The organism is Francisella orientalis FNO12, from assembly GCF_001042525.2.
GTDB lineage: Bacteria > Pseudomonadota > Gammaproteobacteria > Francisellales > Francisellaceae > Francisella > Francisella orientalis.
The window spans coordinates 1701582-1716768 of sequence record NZ_CP011921.2 but is presented as its reverse complement, the minus strand read 5'-3'; the positions used below and the strand labels follow the sequence as shown (position 1 = coordinate 1716768).

The window sequence follows — 15187 nt, the reverse complement described above, 5'->3', positions numbered from 1 at the left end:
CTTAAGAGTATAATTTTAAGTTCCTGAAATATATAAATCAAGCCTAAAGCTTTTCTTTGTTTAATATAAGTATTTTTGATATTATAGGCTCAATAAATTTACTTATATTAATATTAGAGATGTTGGCAAATATTAGAATTGACGAAAAGAAGTTTGTATTGATACAATTTCTTTTAGGCTTTGTGGGTTATGTTATTACACTCATGGTTTATGGATATGCTTATGCTAATTCATTTGCACTTGGTGCATTAACAATGTTTTTAGCTAATTTTGTGTTTTTCTTTAGATTGTTTATCGAAAAACAGTTTAGTCCAGAGGTTGAGATAGTTATTTTTTATTTGAGTGAACTCATGAAATTAAGCATTGTTGCATTGATTACAATACTGCTGGCAGTTTATGTCAAACCAAAATTATTTTCTTACATTTTTGGATTACTTTTGTTACAATTAGTCGAGTGTTCTGTGCCTATTTTGTTTAGAAGGGTGAGATAGGTGTATTTTAGGGTTGTAAATACTAATTTATTTAAATTATTGGTGGAATAAGTAATGGCAAATACAGAGGCGGGTTCTCAAGCAGCTACAGAATACGTTCAGCATCACTTACATCATTGGCAAATAAGCCTAGGTGAGGGTTCTTTTTGGCAGCTAAATGTAGATTCACTGTTGGTCAGTGGAGTTTTAGGTATAGTATTTATCTTGGCTATGTTTATGGCTGCAAGACGAGCTAATGCAGGTGTTCCTGGTAAGTTTCAAAATATGATTGAAGCAGTGTGGGAATGGATGGATGGCATGGTGGCAGAAAACTATTATCATAAAAGAGACTTCGTTACACCGTTAGCTTTGACAATATTTGTTTGGGTTGTGCTCATGAATTTGATGGATTTACTTCCTGTAGATCTTTTTGGTTGGTTAATTAGTTTCTTTACTAGTAGTCATGATGTGTATTTTAGGGTTGTGCCTACAGCAGATCCTAATGTCACTTTTGCGATGTCTATCGCGGTATTTTTCTTGGTGATTTTTTATAATCTTAAAGCTAAAGGGTTTGGTCTGCTGAAAGAAATTTTAAGCGCTCCGTTTGGAATATGGTTATTTCCTCTAAATATATTCTTTAGACTTGTGGATGAAATAGTTAAGCCAGTTTCATTGTCACTGCGTTTGTTTGGTAATATTTTTGCAGGAGAGCTGATCTTTATCCTGATAGCATTATTGCCATGGTGGTTCCAGTGGACTCTTGGTGGTATATGGGCAATATTCCATATATTGATAGTATTAATACAAGCTTTTGTATTTATGATGCTGACTGTAGTTTATCTGAATATGGCTCAGGAAGCTCACTAAATTTAAATCAACCTAAATAAAAATAAATAAACAGGAGAAATAAAAATGGATATGTCTTTACAAGTTTTGGGCAACTTAAATGGTTTAACAGCAATAGCAGTCGCTTTATTAATCTCATTACCTGCTTTAGGTACTGCGGTAGGTTTTGGTGTTTTGGGTGGTAAGTACTTAGAAGGTGTTGCTCGTCAGCCAGAATTAGGAGGTATGTTATTAGGTCGTATGTTTATCGTTGCTGCTTTCGTGGATGCGTTCGCTGCTATTTCAATTGCTATTGGTTTCTTAGTGTTGTACGCAAATCCTCTAGCTATTCCAGGCCTAGCAGATGCTGCTCAGAAAGTTATTGGTGCATAATAAAGTAATATAAAATCATAATTTTATTATCTAAAGGATAAGTAGATGGATATTAATATAACTCTAATTGGGCAGATGATAACGTTTGCAATCTTTGTTGGATTTACAATGAAGTTTGTATGGCCTCCACTGCGCAAAGCTTTAGATGAGCGTAGAGAAAAGATTGCTGAAGGTTTGGCATCTGCTGATAGAGCATCTCGAGAGTTAGAAGTTGCAAAAAGGCAGTCTGCTGAGATCTTGCGTGAAGCTAAAGCAAAGGCTACTGAGATAGTTGAGAACGCTTATGTAAGAGCACATAAGGTAGATGAACAAGCTAAAGAAGAGGCTATCGCAGCTGCTGATAAAATTAAGAGCATGGCTATGGCTGAAATAGAGCAAGAAAAAGTGAAAGCAAAAGAAGAGCTTAAACACGAAGTTGTTAGTTTAGCGATGGCGGCTGCTAGTAAGATAATATCAGCAAATGTTGATGAACAGTCTAGTAAAAAAATTTTGAAAGACTTTGTAGAGAAAGTATAACTTTTGCATAAGAAGGTAGGTAAATGACAAATCTAAGTGTGATTGCTAAACCGTATGCCAAAGCTGCATTTGAGTTTGCAAATGAATATAATCTACTTCAAGAATGGTCTACGCAACTAAAATCGTTTGCCGAGCTGGTTCAAGATGACTCTGTCGCTGCTATTATTTCTAGTCCTGAATTTTCTCAAACAGAGATTGTGAATGCTGTAAAAGATCAGCTAGATGAAAAGTTTTTCAACTTTGTTGCACTAATAGCCGAAAATAAAAAGTTATCTATACTACCTGAAATAGCATTTCAGTTTGAAACTATAAAGAACATTCATAGTAATGTAAAAGTAGCTGATGTTACTTTGGCTTACAGTGTCGATAAAAATACATTAGCTAAATTAAGAACTAAACTGGAAGAGAAGTTTAGTTGTTCGATAGATATGAATGTGATTATTGATCCTGTTATAGTGGGTGGAACGGTAATTAAAGTTGGCGATACAGTAATAGATGATTCTGTATTTGGTCGTATAGAGACATTAAAAAGTATTTTGTTATCATAAATTATAGGAAGTGAGCTTATGCAATTAAGTCCATCAGAAATAAGTGGTTTAATAAAGAAAAGAATTGAAAAGTTTGATAATTCAGTCGAACTTAAATCAGAAGGTACTATTGTCAGTGTTGCTGATGGTATTGTTACAATTTATGGCTTAGATGATGTAACTGCTGGTGAGATGATTAACTTGCCAGGAGATGTGTATGGTCTGGCATTAAACTTAAATACTGACTCTGTCGGAGCAGTAGTTTTAGGTGATTATGAACATATAAAAGAAGGTGATAAGGCATATTGTACAGGCAGGATTTTAGAAGTTCCTGTAGGTGAGGCTTTGTTAGGCAGAGTCGTTGATGCTTTAGGTAACCCGATTGATGGTAAAGGTGAGATTGAAACCGCTCATTCTTCTCCAATAGAAAAGATAGCTCCAGGGGTGATTTGGAGAAAGTCAGTAGATCAAGCTTTACAGACTGGAGTTAAGTCAATTGATTCTATGGTTCCAATTGGTAGAGGTCAAAGAGAGTTGATTATTGGTGATAGACAAATTGGTAAGACAGCTATAGCTATTGATGCAATTATTAACCAAAAAGGTACAGGTGTTAAATGTATCTATGTTGCTATTGGTCAAAAAGCATCATCAATTGCTAATATTGTAAGACAACTTGAAGAGCACGGCGCTATGGAGCATACAATTATTGTTGCAGCTACGGCTTCTGATTCTGCTGCTTTGCAATATATAGCACCTTATGCTGGTTGCTCTATGGGTGAATATTTTAGAGATCGTGGTGAAGATGCACTAATTGTGTACGATGACTTAACTAAACAAGCATGGGCATATAGACAGATTTCTTTATTATTGAGAAGACCTCCAGGGCGTGAAGCTTATCCTGGTGATGTATTCTATCTTCATTCAAGACTTCTTGAAAGAGCAGCAAGAGTAAATGAAGAGTATGTAGAAAAATTTACTAATGGTGAAGTCAAAGGTAAGACAGGTTCTTTGACCGCTTTACCAATAATTGAAACACAAGTAGGTGATATTTCTGCATTTGTACCAACAAACGTGATTTCAATTACTGATGGACAGATATTTTTAGAGACTGATTTATTTAACTTGGGTCTAAGACCAGCTATCAACCCTGGTAACTCTGTATCACGTGTTGGTGGTGCCGCTCAGACTAAGATTATCAAGAAACTAGGTGGTGGTATTCGTCTAGCCCTAGCGCAGTTTAGAGAACTAGAGGCATTCTCACAGTTTGCATCGGATCTTGACGAAGCTACTAGAGCACAGCTTAACAGAGGTCAAAGAGTGACAGAACTTCTAAAACAAAAGCAGTTTTCAACATTGTCAATTGCTTTGATGGTACTATCATTGTATGCAGCGGATAATGGATATTTAGATAGTTTAGATGTTTTAGAGGTTATTCCTTTTGAATCAGCATTACATGCGCTTGCGGAAACTAAATATGCAGAAGTTGTGGCTGAGATTAATGAAACTGGCAAATATGATGCCGAGATTGCTGAGAAGTTAAAAACAATTGTTGAAGATTGTAAAGCAAATCAAGCTTGGTAATAGGAGTATAGACTATGTCTAATGCTAGAGAAATACGTTCTAAAGTGCTGAGTGTTAAAAATACCCAAAAAATCACTGGTGCTATGGAATTGGTTGCAGCTAGTAAGATGAGGGGTGCAATAGTCAAAATGAATAATGTACGTCCTTATGTTGAAAGTGCAAATACTATTATCAAAAACGTTACAATGGTAAGTATTGACTATCCAAACCCGTATCTTTTTGATAGAGAGGTCAAAAGAGTCGGGTATATAGTTACTTCTACAGATAGAGGTCTTTGTGGAGGACTTAATATTAACTTGTTTAAGCACGTTCTCAAAGATATCAAAAAGAATCTTGATGATAGGGTTGAGATTGATGTTTGTGCAATTGGTTCAAAAGCGGCAACATTTTTTGCAAAACTTAAAGATATTAACGTAGTTGCCACAGCACATTATAATGATAAAGATAATGAAGGTAGTGTTAGAGCTATTGGCGGCGCACTTAAAGTTATGCTAGATAAGTTCACAAATGGTGAGATAGATAGACTTTATATGAGTAGTAACGAATTTGTTAGTACAATCAAACAAAAGCCAAAATTGCAAACATTGCTACCTATCCAAGACATCTTCTCAGAAGAAGAGCTTAAGGCTAATAAGGCTCAAGCATCTAAGGGGTATTGGGATTATATATATGAAAGAGATATTGAGGAAGTTTTAAATGCTTTATGCATTCGATATATAGAAGCTCAAGTAAGAGGAGCAATATTAGAGAATGCGGCATGTGAGCAAGCTGCTCGTATGATGGCTATGAAAAATGCGACTGATAATGCAAGTGATATAATCGATCAGTTAAAACTAGATTACAACAAAGTAAGACAAGCTATGATTACTCAAGAGCTTGCAGAAATTTGTTCAGGTGCGGCAGCAGTTTAGGAGAGATAAATGAGTACAGGTAAAATTATTCAAGTAATTGGTGCTGTTATTGATGTAGAGTTTTCTCGAGATAACACTCCAAAAGTATATGATGCATTAAATGTAAAAGAAGCAAATTTAGTACTAGAAGTACAGCAGCAAATTGGTGATGGTGTTGTAAGAACTATTGCTATGGGCTCTAGTGATGGTCTAAGACGAGGAATGGTTGTGGAGAACACAAACGCACCAATTTCTGTACCAGTAGGACATGGTACTTTAGGCCGTATTATGAATGTATTGGGTGAACCTATTGATGAGGCGGGACCAATTCAGTATACAGAAACTAGGTCTATTCACCAGGCACCTCCAGCTTATGATGAATTAGCATTAAGTACAGAAATATTAGAAACAGGTATTAAAGTAGTTGATCTTATTTGTCCATTTGCAAAAGGTGGTAAAGTGGGCTTGTTTGGTGGAGCGGGTGTTGGTAAGACTGTAACAATGATGGAGCTTATTAACAACATTGCAAAAGAACACAGTGGATATTCAGTATTTGCAGGTGTAGGTGAAAGAACTCGTGAAGGTAATGATTTTTATTACGAAATGAAAGACTCAAATGTACTAGATAAAGTAGCCCTAGTATATGGTCAGATGAATGAGCCACCAGGAAATAGATTAAGAGTAGCTCTTAGTGGTTTAACGATAGCAGAAGGCTTCCGTGATGAGAAGCGTGATGTATTGATGTTTATTGATAATATTTATCGTTATACATTGGCGGGTACAGAAGTTTCAGCATTGTTAGGTCGTATGCCATCTGCAGTAGGTTATCAGCCAACATTAGCAGCAGAGATGGGTGCTTTACAAGAACGTATTACTTCTACTAAGACCGGCTCTATTACTTCTGTGCAGGCTGTTTATGTCCCAGCAGATGATTTGACAGATCCGTCACCAGCTACAACATTCTCTCACTTAGACGCAACGATTGTATTATCGCGTCAAATTGCAGAGTTGGGTATTTATCCTGCTGTTGATCCTCTAGACTCAACTTCTAGACAATTAGACCCTTTAGTTGTAGGACAGGATCATTATGAGACAGCTCGTGCTGTTCAGAAAGTGCTTCAGAGATACAAGGAGTTAAAAGATATTATCGCTATTCTTGGTATGGATGAGCTTTCTGATGAGGATAAAAGAACGGTTGATAGAGCTCGTAAGATTCAAAGATTCTTATCTCAGCCATTCCATGTTGCCGAAGTGTTTACCGGTAATCCTGGTAAGTTTGTATCACTTAAAGACACGGTGGCTAGCTTTAAAGCTATAGTCAATGGTGAGTATGATCATTTACCAGAGCAAGCTTTCTACATGGTTGGTTCAATCCAAGAAGCAATCGAAAAGGCAAAAACTCTATAATAGGGTGTAGATATGACAAAAAAATACCTAAAAGTTGATGTGGTTAGTCCCCAAGGTTCAGTTTTTAAAGGCGAGGCTGATATCGTAAGTCTACGTGGATCTGCTGGAGAAATGGGTATAGCATATGGACATACAGAGCTTCTATCCACTCTACCAGCTGGTGTAGTCAATGTTAGAAAAGATGAACACACTGATATACTATACGTCTCAGGTGGTATTGTAGAAGTTACTCCTACTCGTGTTACAATTATGGTAGATGATATGGAGAGAGCAGAAAACTTGAATCAAGCTGAAGCTGAAAAAGCTAGAGCTAGAGCTCAAGAAGCACTTAAAAATCCAGATGCCTCTAAATTGGATGTAGAAGCTGCAAATAAAAGACTTAAAGAAGCGGATGCTCGTCTTAAGGCTCTCAATTCCTCTAAAGGCTTATATTACTCAAAAGATGACTAATAGCGATAGCTATTAATTTTTTTTAAAAATTCTGTTATATGTTTATCTTCAATAATAGTTTATTTAAAAATCACTATCACTAACATATTTATCTAGAATTATTTATAATTATAAGATTAGCATCTATGTTGTTTTGCAATGAAAAAAGTTATTACTTTGATTGTGTTTTGCTGGTCAATCATACCTATGTGCATAATTGCCCAACCATCTATGAGTGAGGAAGTAGAAAAAATAGCTCTACAGATTTGCTTCCTAAGCGAATTATTGCTGGATTTTTAGATGTTAGAACTCCTGGCTCAACATCTAGAGTTGATATAAATAAAGCAAAAAATGATGGATACAATGTTATTATCATAGCTTATGGCGAAGTTTACGGTACCGATATTGGATTTTATACTTCTAGTCCTACTTCAATACAAACCATTATAGATAAAGTAAGACAAGCTAAAGAGGCTAGCATGAAAGTCTTGCTGGCATTCGGAGGCATTCCCAACACCTTTCATCTGGGTGTAAGTAAAACAGATGCTATTCCTAACATTTTTGGTAAAGATATGCCAAATGCACAGATTAGCGCTTTAGCAAATAATATAGTTAATTTCTTACACAAAAATAGTATTGATGGAATTGTTTATAGTTTTAGGAAATTTACATCATCAGATTTTATTAATCAACTTTCTTTGAGTATCAAAAACTAGATCCAAAAATTGTAATTGTTGCGGAACCTCATGTAAGTGATTATAAGCTAGTAACAACAGGTAAGAGTAATGATTATGATAAAGTTATTCAGAATGGATATATAGATTACTTATTTATTCAGGAATATGATACATATCCAGAATATGAGCCAGGCTTTATAGCGGATAGCTATTCAAAAATTGTAAATGATTTACATGTTCCTATCCATACCAAAATTTTAATAGGTGAGCCAACAAAAGCAGTTTCAGGAGGTACAAATATAGTATATCATCCTGAAGGTAATGCGACCTTATCATTAACAACTGAGCAAGCGGTAGAGCTTATGTTACCTGAGTTTAAAAGCTTAAGTTTAAACCTAGATTTGCAGGTGTGACAGGTTGGTCTTTAAATACAGATTATGCAGCAGATTTATATGGAGATTCTTCGCATAATTCTGGAGTATTTGCTAAAAATCTCAGAAAGTGTATTTATAATAATTTTTGTGTTCGAGTTGATAGCAAAATTAAAGGACTAGTTATTGCCGGCTTCTTACCATTGTGGGGAAAGAGTAGTTCCTATAATATCTTGGGTAGACAGATAAATACAACCCCAGTCGATATATCGATGCCAAAAAATAAAGAATATTGTGACCAAAACCCAGATATCTGTAAATATAATGTGATAATAGCCGCATATGTTACACATACAAGTAGTAAGGGCTTTGAATTGTCATTTAATAATGAGAATGGCAGCTCGAATAAACTGTATGGTACCAAAAGAGCTAAAAGAATTTATTAACTATAAGGAATTAAAAGGAAAGCATGTTTTAATTTCTTTTCGTGGAAAATCATCACATATTGATTGGCAAACTGTAAACTTTGATAGTTTAATTAGTATTGTAAAGGGGTTTGGTTTCAATGGTATAAATTTTGACCTTCCAAAAACGGCTATACCAAAAAATGAGAAACAGGCTCAGGACTGCTGCTCTAAAAATAAATCGACCGATAACGTCACTTAGAAATAATGATAAAGACTTTGGGTTAACCTTTTCTCCTGAATGGGATTATATTGTAGCACCTTTAGCTAAGAATGATAAAGACAATATGTATGTTGATCATGGTTATGTTGAGTTATTAGATAAGATAGGTGTAAGTAAGATAAACTATATTTTTCTTAATACTTTTTTTGAAAGACCAGCAGATGCAACTCTAGGGTTCTATAAGGATCAAAAAGGTGAGTTTATAAAAGTATCTCCTTTAGATGGGTCTGATAAATTCCTAGCTTCGCTTGCATGGGCTATAACAACACCACAAGGATTTGAAGCAAATTATCCAAAGTATGAAGTTGATAAACCTATCAAAATTCCTGCTAATAAACTTGTTTTTGTTGTTCCTGTTACTAAAGGAGCAGCTCATGGAGGAGATACTTATGTTTTCTCAAGCTCAGAGATAAAGCAAATGCTTTCATTGATGAAAGAAAATAAAGCCTCTTTTGCTGGATTTGTACTTTGACGCTACAAATATTGGGTCAGAGGATTTAAGAGATGACTATCAGCATTTACCTTGGAGTTCTACGAATGATATAGCAAGTATCGAACTACCTCCGGTAGCTTCAATCGTGAATGATAGTGATAGATATTTAAAAAATGTAGATACTTCTTATAAACCGCAAAAATATATTATGGATACAGGGATTGTTAGATATTCGTATCAGATAGGCACTTATGAATCAGATACTGTTGTAAGCTTTGCAGGTAAGATGTATAAGTGTAAATCTATGCTAGAGATTAAACTATGCAACGATGAAGCATATATTCCAAATGGTTTATATGGAGATCTTGCTTGGGAAGAGCTTAAACCGCAGAGTACAAAAAAGTTTTAAAAAAAGAAAAAAATATAGATTAAAAGAGGGAGAGGTTGTTACATATCCGAAAGGTATAGGAGGTTATAAATTTGGTCAGATTGTAATTGCTGATGGAAGAGAGTTTGAGTGTCAGAAAGAAGAGTACTGTAATAACTCTTCTTATAGTCCTATGAAAGAAAAAGGGTTTTTGGCATGGAGTAATATTACAAACGATATTTCTCACTTTGCCAATGAAGAACAGGATATTAAATTTAGTGGTGCTGATTATATCTATCCTTATAGTATTGAGGATTATAAAGGAGGTACCATCGTAGCCGTTGACAAAGATTTGTATAGATGTAATATTGGTCCTGAATCGAGTCTATGTACTATAAGCGCATACAAGCCGACGGGTAAGTATGGTACAGATGCTTGGACAAAGATAAGTAATAAATAATTTTGTATCTGCTTATTTAATGGAGTCTATAAGTTCTTTAAGTTCTCCAGATTCATTCATTTCCCTGATTATATCGCAACCACCTATTAACTCACCTTTTACCCATAATTGAGGGAATGTAGGCCAATCTGCGTATTTTGGCAAAATAGCGCGAATATCAGGGTTCTCCAAAATATTAACAAATGCAAAAGGCTTCCCGCAAGCTCTAATCGCCGTAGCAGCATGAGCAGAGAACCCACATTGTGGCATATTTGGAGAGCCCTTCATGTATAGAATAATATCGTTTTCTTTTAGTTGTTTTTCTATTCTATCAACAACTTTTTGCTCTTCTGGTGTGTACATATCTATTTCCTTTTTATTTGATTAGATAACTAAGTTTAGAAATTTTATCTAAAAAATGATAGCATATTATACTAAACTGGTATAGTACCGAGATGCTATAATAAATTAATTCAACTAGTTCAGGGAGAATGATCAGATGAAATTTGAATTACCAAAACTACCTTATGCATTAGATGCATTAGAGCCTACTATCTCAAAAGAAACGATTGAATATCATTATGGTAAGCACCATCAAACGTATGTAACTAATTTAAACAATCTGGTTGAAGGAACAGAGCATGCTGGTAAAAATTTAGAAGAAATAATAAAAACTTCTTCTGGCGTCATATTTAACAATTCAGCTCAAGTATACAATCATACATTTTATTGGAATTGTTTAACTCTAAGTAAAACTCAACCTTCTAGTCAATTGAAAGCAGCAATTATTGAAACTTTTGGTTCAATAGATAACTTTAAGGATCAATTCTCTAAGGCTGCTGTAGCTACATTTGGATCTGGTTGGGCTTGGCTGGTAAAGAATACGGAAGGTAAGTTAGAGATTGTAACTACTAGTAATGCAGGCTGTCCTTTGACAGATAACAAAAAACCACTTCTAACATTTGATGTGTGGGAGCATGCGTATTATATCGATTACCGTAATGCAAGACCTAAATATGTTGAGTCTTTATGGGATATAGTAAACTGGGAATTTGTTTCTGAACAATTTGAGAAGTAGGCTATATCAAATGAGTAAAAATAATTTGCCATTATATTCTTTTACTCTTGGGGTTTTTTGTCTATAGTATTTGTTTTAGTGGTAATTATATTATTTCCGAGTCTTCAAATAACTGCTGTCACAAAAAATATTGTACTAGCAATTCTTTTACTTCCGTGGATAGCTTTTATTATTTCTTTATTGTTTTTAGAAAAAATAAGTGAATATTTGATAGCTTATTCAATATTTGCCATTAATTTAATTCTTTTTCTAGAAAGATAGATGATAGCAGATATTAGCATTCCTATGATAAGGTTCGCTATAAAAAGACCTTCCCATTTATAGTGGCTTTGTACATATCCTGCAAATGGTCCTACAAGGACTCTTCCTAACGAATCGATTGAGCTAAGGACAGCAAATTGGGTTGCTGAAAAATTTATGTTTACAAGACTCATAATCATTGCTACAAGTATTGCAGTACCCATTGCTCCACAAAAATATTCAACAGCAACAGAGCTTACCATTAGATAGTAGTTTTTACCAACAACTGCTAGTAGTACATACATTAGATTTGCTGATGCCATAATAATGCTGAAGAAGAGAAAGCTTTTATAGATACCGATTTTCTTTGCAATTAGCCCACCTACTATAAGACCTATTAAAGTCGCTGCTAAAGAAAAAGCTTTGTATGAAACAGCTATAGTAGTTTTATCAAACCCTAAGTCAGCAAAAAAGACCGTATTAAGTGAAAATGCGATTGCATCAGCAAGTTTATATCCAATTATTATCAATAATATTATAATTGCAGTTTTAATTCCTTGCCGTTTAAAAAACTCAATAAACGGCTGCGTAAAGGCTTCTTTGAAACTTTTTGGTACTGTGGTTGATAAAGGCTCTCTTAAAAATAAACAATATAGTGGGCAGATTATGAAAAAAACAAGAATTGTTATTAGTGCTAGGCTCCAACTGTTAGATATAAGTTTTTGAGTAGAAACTATATCAATATTAGTAAATAAGACATTGCTACCATAGTATTCAGTAAGTTTAGGTGTACATATCTCAATAGGCTCAGCACCACCACTATAATAATCAGTAAATATCAGTATTAATGAGCCTGTTACAAGCATTGCAATGCGGTAGCCCATCACTGCTATAGCATTACCAAGAGCTTTCTCTCTCTCATTAAGAACCCCAGTCTGATATGCATTTATAGCGATGTCTTGTGTTGCAGATGTAAAGCATATTAAAAAGCCGATAAAAGCAATCATAAATGGTTGAGCTGCGGGAGATAATTGACTCATAAGAGCTATTAGAACAATTAGGCTTATCTGTGTTGTAAGTATCCAACCCTTGCGTCTACCAATCCCTAAAATGTTAATCTTATCAAGAAATGGAGCCCATAGGTATTTAAATGTATATGGTATTGCAATAAGTGTTAAAAAACTTATATTTTGAATGTTGATACGACTATCTCTATACCAAAGCAGTAATGATGATGCTGTAAGCATTAAGGGTAATCCAGAGGCGTAACCTAGAATTAGCATAGTAAACATTTTAGGCTGTTTAAGTGATAGTATAGTTGTTGGTAATCCAGATATATAACCTAAGATTAATGCAATAAACATTCTTATTTGTTTAAATAAATATATTAATACTTTAAATAAGCTTAGGTTGCTATTCATTATTTGTGGATAAAAATTCTTATTAGAAAGAATCGTAGTTTAATTAAAGACAAAAGTAAACAAAATAAGAAAGCAGTTTTCTTGACTAAACTATAGATCTCTGCTTGTCGCGCCAGTATATAATTGTCTTGGACGTCCAATTTTTTGTGCTGGGTCATTAACCATTTCAATCCATTGAGATATCCAGCCAGAAGTTCTAGCAAGAGCAAATATTGCTGTGAACATGCTCTCTGGAATACCCATAGCTTTTAAGATGATTCCAGAGTAAAAATCCACATTAGGGAAAAGCTTTCTATCAATGAAGTAACTATCTTGTAAAGCAATCTCTTCTAGTTTTTTAGCTATAGCAAGAAGTGGGTTATCACTGTTACCTAGTTTAGTTAGGATTTCTTCACAATTAGCTTTCATAGCTGTAGCTCTTGGGTCAGTATTTTTATAGACTCTATGACCGAACCCCATTAGTCTAAATGGATCATCTTTATCTTTCGCTTTTTCGATAAATTTATCGATATTATCAACACTGCCAATTTTTGATAGCATTTTTAATACAGCTTCATTAGCACCACCATGAGCAGGACCCCATAGAGCTGTAATACCAGCGATGATAGCTGCGTAAGGAGAGTTACCAGTTGAACCAGAAAGTCTAACAGTTGATGTTGAAGCATTTTGTTCATGATCAGCATGAAGCATGAAGATAGTATCCATAGCCTTAACATGTAATTCGTCAGGTTTAAAGTTTTCATCTTCACCAAACATCATATAGATAAAGTTTTCTGCGTAGCCATACTCTTTTTTTGGTTCTAAGAATTTTTTGCCTTGATTATGTCTATAAGCCATAGCTGCCATAGTCGCAATCTTAGCAACTATATTTTTAGCAACTTCATCTTGTGCTTCAGTTTGACCGTTGTGAATATGTTCAGCAGCTAAAACATTGACACCTGCAATTAATCCAGACATAGGATGAGTGTGTTGTGGCATAGCTGAAATAGCAGCTTTGACATGTTCACATACTGGCATTTTAGTTATGATTTCTTCTCTAAAATCTTTGATTTGAGCTTCTGTTCCTAATTCATCATAAATTAAAGCATAGCAGAGGTTTCTGTAATTTGATTTCTGAGTCCATTCTTCGATTGGATAGCCTCTGTGTAAAAGAATACCTTTGCCACCGTCGATATATGTGATTTTAGATTCACATGCGGCTGTCGACATAAAGCCAGGATCGTAAGTAAAGACACCGTGCTTTACAAGAGATGATACATCTATGCAGTCATTACCTAGGCTAGGAGGGTAGACTGGTAATTCTATTTCAATATTTTTATCTGCATACTTAAGAGTTGCATATTTACTCATTAATAGGCCTCCAAGTGAGTTGATCAAAAAATACAATGCAAAGGTTTGCAATAAAATAGATACCTTTCAAAAAATAATAATATACTAATAAGGTATCATTACAGGAGAATGATAAGCTAAAGATTTCTCTTTTGCAAATAAAAAAAATCATTAGCTGTGTATGATGTGGATATTGTTTATTTTGCTTAATAGTTTGTTGCGTTTGATTATGAGACGAAATAGAATTAAAAATTTGTTTAAGTATTTGAATTTGTTTTACTAAAAATATATTATTTAAGAGTTGTTGTATAACATTGGTTTATATCCGATTTACTGATATACATATAAAATGGCTTCGGAGGAATGTCGAGCATGAAAAAAAATACGAATGTTGATTTGATGTCAATTAAATCTTATAAGTTTCCTATTACTGCTATTAGTTCTATACTGCATCGTATATCTGGTGTGGTATTGATTTTTGCAATACCTTTGGCAGTTGTTGGTATGAATTATACACTCGCAGGTCCCGATGGTTATCAGCAAACTGTCGCTGTTTTGACTAAGGGTTGGTGCAGTATATTCTTTTGGTTGTTTTTATCATCTATAACTTATCATGTTTATGCGGGTGTTAGGCATATGATTATGGATATGGGTTTTGGTGAGAGTATGAAAGCAGCTAAGATTACTTCGTTGCTTGTTATCATTTTAGGTGTTTTATCGGCTATTTTATGGGGGTGCTACTTATGGCTGTAATATCATTAACTTCTTCTGGAATTAAAGACTTTTTTGTACAGAGAGTGACAGCTGTAGTTATTGCTGTTTATTTTGGTTATCTTATTCTTCAGACTTTGTGCTTATCTCATGCTGGAGGGCTTAACTATGATAGCTGGAGAGGATTGTTCACAGATAGTATGTTTTTTAGAGTTGCTACATTGATGGCTTATTTGGCGATGTTTTTTCATGCTTGGGTAGGTATTTGGATTATTTGTGGTGACTATATTAAGTGTGCTTGGGCATCAGCTCTTATTATGTTGAGCTTTGTATTAGTCTATGCATTCTGCTTTTTTTGGTTATTTGCGGTTTTATTTTTCTACTAAGAGGTTATTT

At 34.5% G+C, this 15187-nt stretch carries 21 protein-coding genes; 18 read left to right on the top strand and 3 right to left on the bottom strand.

Annotation, left to right across the window (positions count from 1 at the left end):
- The first annotated feature begins 119 nt into the window (after window positions 1-119).
- The 15 genes from FNO12_RS08800 to FNO12_RS11805 all read left to right on the top strand — a co-directional run bounded on the left by FNO12_RS08800 (window position 120) and on the right by FNO12_RS11805 (window position 10033).
- The gene (locus FNO12_RS08800) at window positions 120-491 is read left to right on the top strand and encodes an ATP synthase subunit I (protein WP_014714615.1); all 372 of its coding nucleotides are present in this window, start codon (window positions 120-122) and stop codon (window positions 489-491) included.
- A gap of 54 nt (window positions 492-545) precedes the next feature.
- On the top strand, window positions 546-1337 hold the full coding sequence (gene atpB, locus FNO12_RS08795; RefSeq protein WP_014714616.1) for a F0F1 ATP synthase subunit A: 792 nt from the start codon (window positions 546-548) through the stop codon (window positions 1335-1337).
- Window positions 1338-1382: 45 nt separating this feature from the next.
- Complete coding sequence (locus FNO12_RS08790) at window positions 1383-1688, top strand: F0F1 ATP synthase subunit B (protein ID WP_014714617.1); 306 nt, start codon at window positions 1383-1385, stop codon at window positions 1686-1688.
- 45 nt (window positions 1689-1733) lie between these two features.
- Window positions 1734-2204, top strand: coding sequence for a F0F1 ATP synthase subunit B (locus tag FNO12_RS08785; protein ID WP_004286980.1), 471 nt, complete (start codon window positions 1734-1736; stop codon window positions 2202-2204).
- Between the two features lie 23 nt (window positions 2205-2227).
- Window positions 2228-2752, top strand: coding sequence for a F0F1 ATP synthase subunit delta (locus tag FNO12_RS08780; protein ID WP_014714618.1), 525 nt, complete (start codon window positions 2228-2230; stop codon window positions 2750-2752).
- An 18-nt stretch (window positions 2753-2770) separates the two neighbouring features.
- Complete coding sequence (atpA, locus tag FNO12_RS08775) at window positions 2771-4312, top strand: F0F1 ATP synthase subunit alpha (RefSeq protein WP_014714619.1); 1542 nt, start codon at window positions 2771-2773, stop codon at window positions 4310-4312.
- Window positions 4313-4326: 14 nt separating this feature from the next.
- The gene (locus FNO12_RS08770) at window positions 4327-5223 is read left to right on the top strand and encodes a F0F1 ATP synthase subunit gamma (protein ID WP_014714620.1); all 897 of its coding nucleotides are present in this window, start codon (window positions 4327-4329) and stop codon (window positions 5221-5223) included.
- Between the two features lie 9 nt (window positions 5224-5232).
- Entirely contained in the window at window positions 5233-6609 is a 1377-nt protein-coding gene (gene atpD, locus FNO12_RS08765) for a F0F1 ATP synthase subunit beta (protein ID WP_014714621.1), read from the top strand.
- A gap of 12 nt (window positions 6610-6621) precedes the next feature.
- Entirely contained in the window at window positions 6622-7059 is a 438-nt protein-coding gene (locus tag FNO12_RS08760; protein WP_014714622.1) for a F0F1 ATP synthase subunit epsilon, read from the top strand.
- 245 nt (window positions 7060-7304) lie between these two features.
- Window positions 7305-7754: a glycoside hydrolase family 18 protein gene (locus tag FNO12_RS11830; RefSeq protein ID WP_030005782.1), complete on the top strand. Its 450-nt coding sequence runs from the start codon at window positions 7305-7307 to the stop codon at window positions 7752-7754.
- A 370-nt stretch (window positions 7755-8124) separates the two neighbouring features.
- The gene (locus FNO12_RS11825; RefSeq protein WP_030005781.1) at window positions 8125-8532 is read left to right on the top strand and encodes a hypothetical protein; all 408 of its coding nucleotides are present in this window, start codon (window positions 8125-8127) and stop codon (window positions 8530-8532) included.
- Entirely contained in the window at window positions 8501-8752 is a 252-nt protein-coding gene (locus FNO12_RS11820) for a glycoside hydrolase family 18 protein (protein WP_030005780.1), read from the top strand. Before FNO12_RS11825 ends, FNO12_RS11820 begins: the two co-directional genes overlap by 32 nt.
- Window positions 8694-9245: a glycoside hydrolase family 18 protein gene (locus FNO12_RS11815; protein WP_231138734.1), complete on the top strand. Its 552-nt coding sequence runs from the start codon at window positions 8694-8696 to the stop codon at window positions 9243-9245. The genes FNO12_RS11820 and FNO12_RS11815 overlap by 59 nt, the downstream gene beginning before the upstream one ends.
- Window positions 9235-9615 carry a hypothetical protein gene (locus tag FNO12_RS11810; RefSeq protein ID WP_030005778.1) on the top strand — a complete coding sequence of 127 codons (381 nt, stop codon included), beginning with the start codon at window positions 9235-9237 and terminating at the stop codon, window positions 9613-9615. The genes FNO12_RS11815 and FNO12_RS11810 overlap by 11 nt, the downstream gene beginning before the upstream one ends.
- The gene (locus FNO12_RS11805) at window positions 9563-10033 is read left to right on the top strand and encodes a hypothetical protein (protein ID WP_234385432.1); all 471 of its coding nucleotides are present in this window, start codon (window positions 9563-9565) and stop codon (window positions 10031-10033) included. Before FNO12_RS11810 ends, FNO12_RS11805 begins: the two co-directional genes overlap by 53 nt.
- Window positions 10034-10045: 12 nt before the next feature.
- Here the strand turns inward: FNO12_RS11805 and grxD are convergent, their stop codons facing one another.
- Window positions 10046-10375 (bottom strand): Grx4 family monothiol glutaredoxin, encoded by a 330-nt coding sequence (grxD, locus tag FNO12_RS08750; RefSeq protein ID WP_014714623.1) that lies wholly within the window; start codon window positions 10373-10375, stop codon window positions 10046-10048.
- Between the two features lie 136 nt (window positions 10376-10511).
- Between grxD and FNO12_RS08745 the strand changes: the two genes are divergently transcribed.
- Entirely contained in the window at window positions 10512-11090 is a 579-nt protein-coding gene (locus FNO12_RS08745; RefSeq protein ID WP_014714624.1) for a superoxide dismutase, read from the top strand.
- Between the two features lie 215 nt (window positions 11091-11305).
- Here FNO12_RS08745 and FNO12_RS08740 read toward each other — a convergent pair whose 3' ends face one another.
- Together FNO12_RS08740 and FNO12_RS08735 are read right to left on the bottom strand one after the other, a co-directional pair.
- The gene (locus FNO12_RS08740) at window positions 11306-12694 is read right to left on the bottom strand and encodes an AmpG family muropeptide MFS transporter (RefSeq protein WP_014714626.1); all 1389 of its coding nucleotides are present in this window, start codon (window positions 12692-12694) and stop codon (window positions 11306-11308) included.
- 147 nt (window positions 12695-12841) lie between these two features.
- On the bottom strand, window positions 12842-14101 hold the full coding sequence (locus tag FNO12_RS08735; RefSeq protein ID WP_014714627.1) for a citrate synthase: 1260 nt from the start codon (window positions 14099-14101) through the stop codon (window positions 12842-12844).
- A 351-nt stretch (window positions 14102-14452) separates the two neighbouring features.
- Here FNO12_RS08735 and sdhC point away from each other — a divergent pair, with 351 nt between their 5' ends.
- Together sdhC and sdhD are read left to right on the top strand one after the other, a co-directional pair.
- Window positions 14453-14833 (top strand): succinate dehydrogenase, cytochrome b556 subunit, encoded by a 381-nt coding sequence (gene sdhC / locus FNO12_RS08730; protein WP_014714628.1) that lies wholly within the window; start codon window positions 14453-14455, stop codon window positions 14831-14833.
- Window positions 14809-15177, top strand: coding sequence for a succinate dehydrogenase, hydrophobic membrane anchor protein (gene sdhD, locus FNO12_RS08725; RefSeq protein WP_094888841.1), 369 nt, complete (start codon window positions 14809-14811; stop codon window positions 15175-15177). The genes sdhC and sdhD overlap by 25 nt, the downstream gene beginning before the upstream one ends.
- Window positions 15178-15187 lie beyond the last annotated feature (10 nt).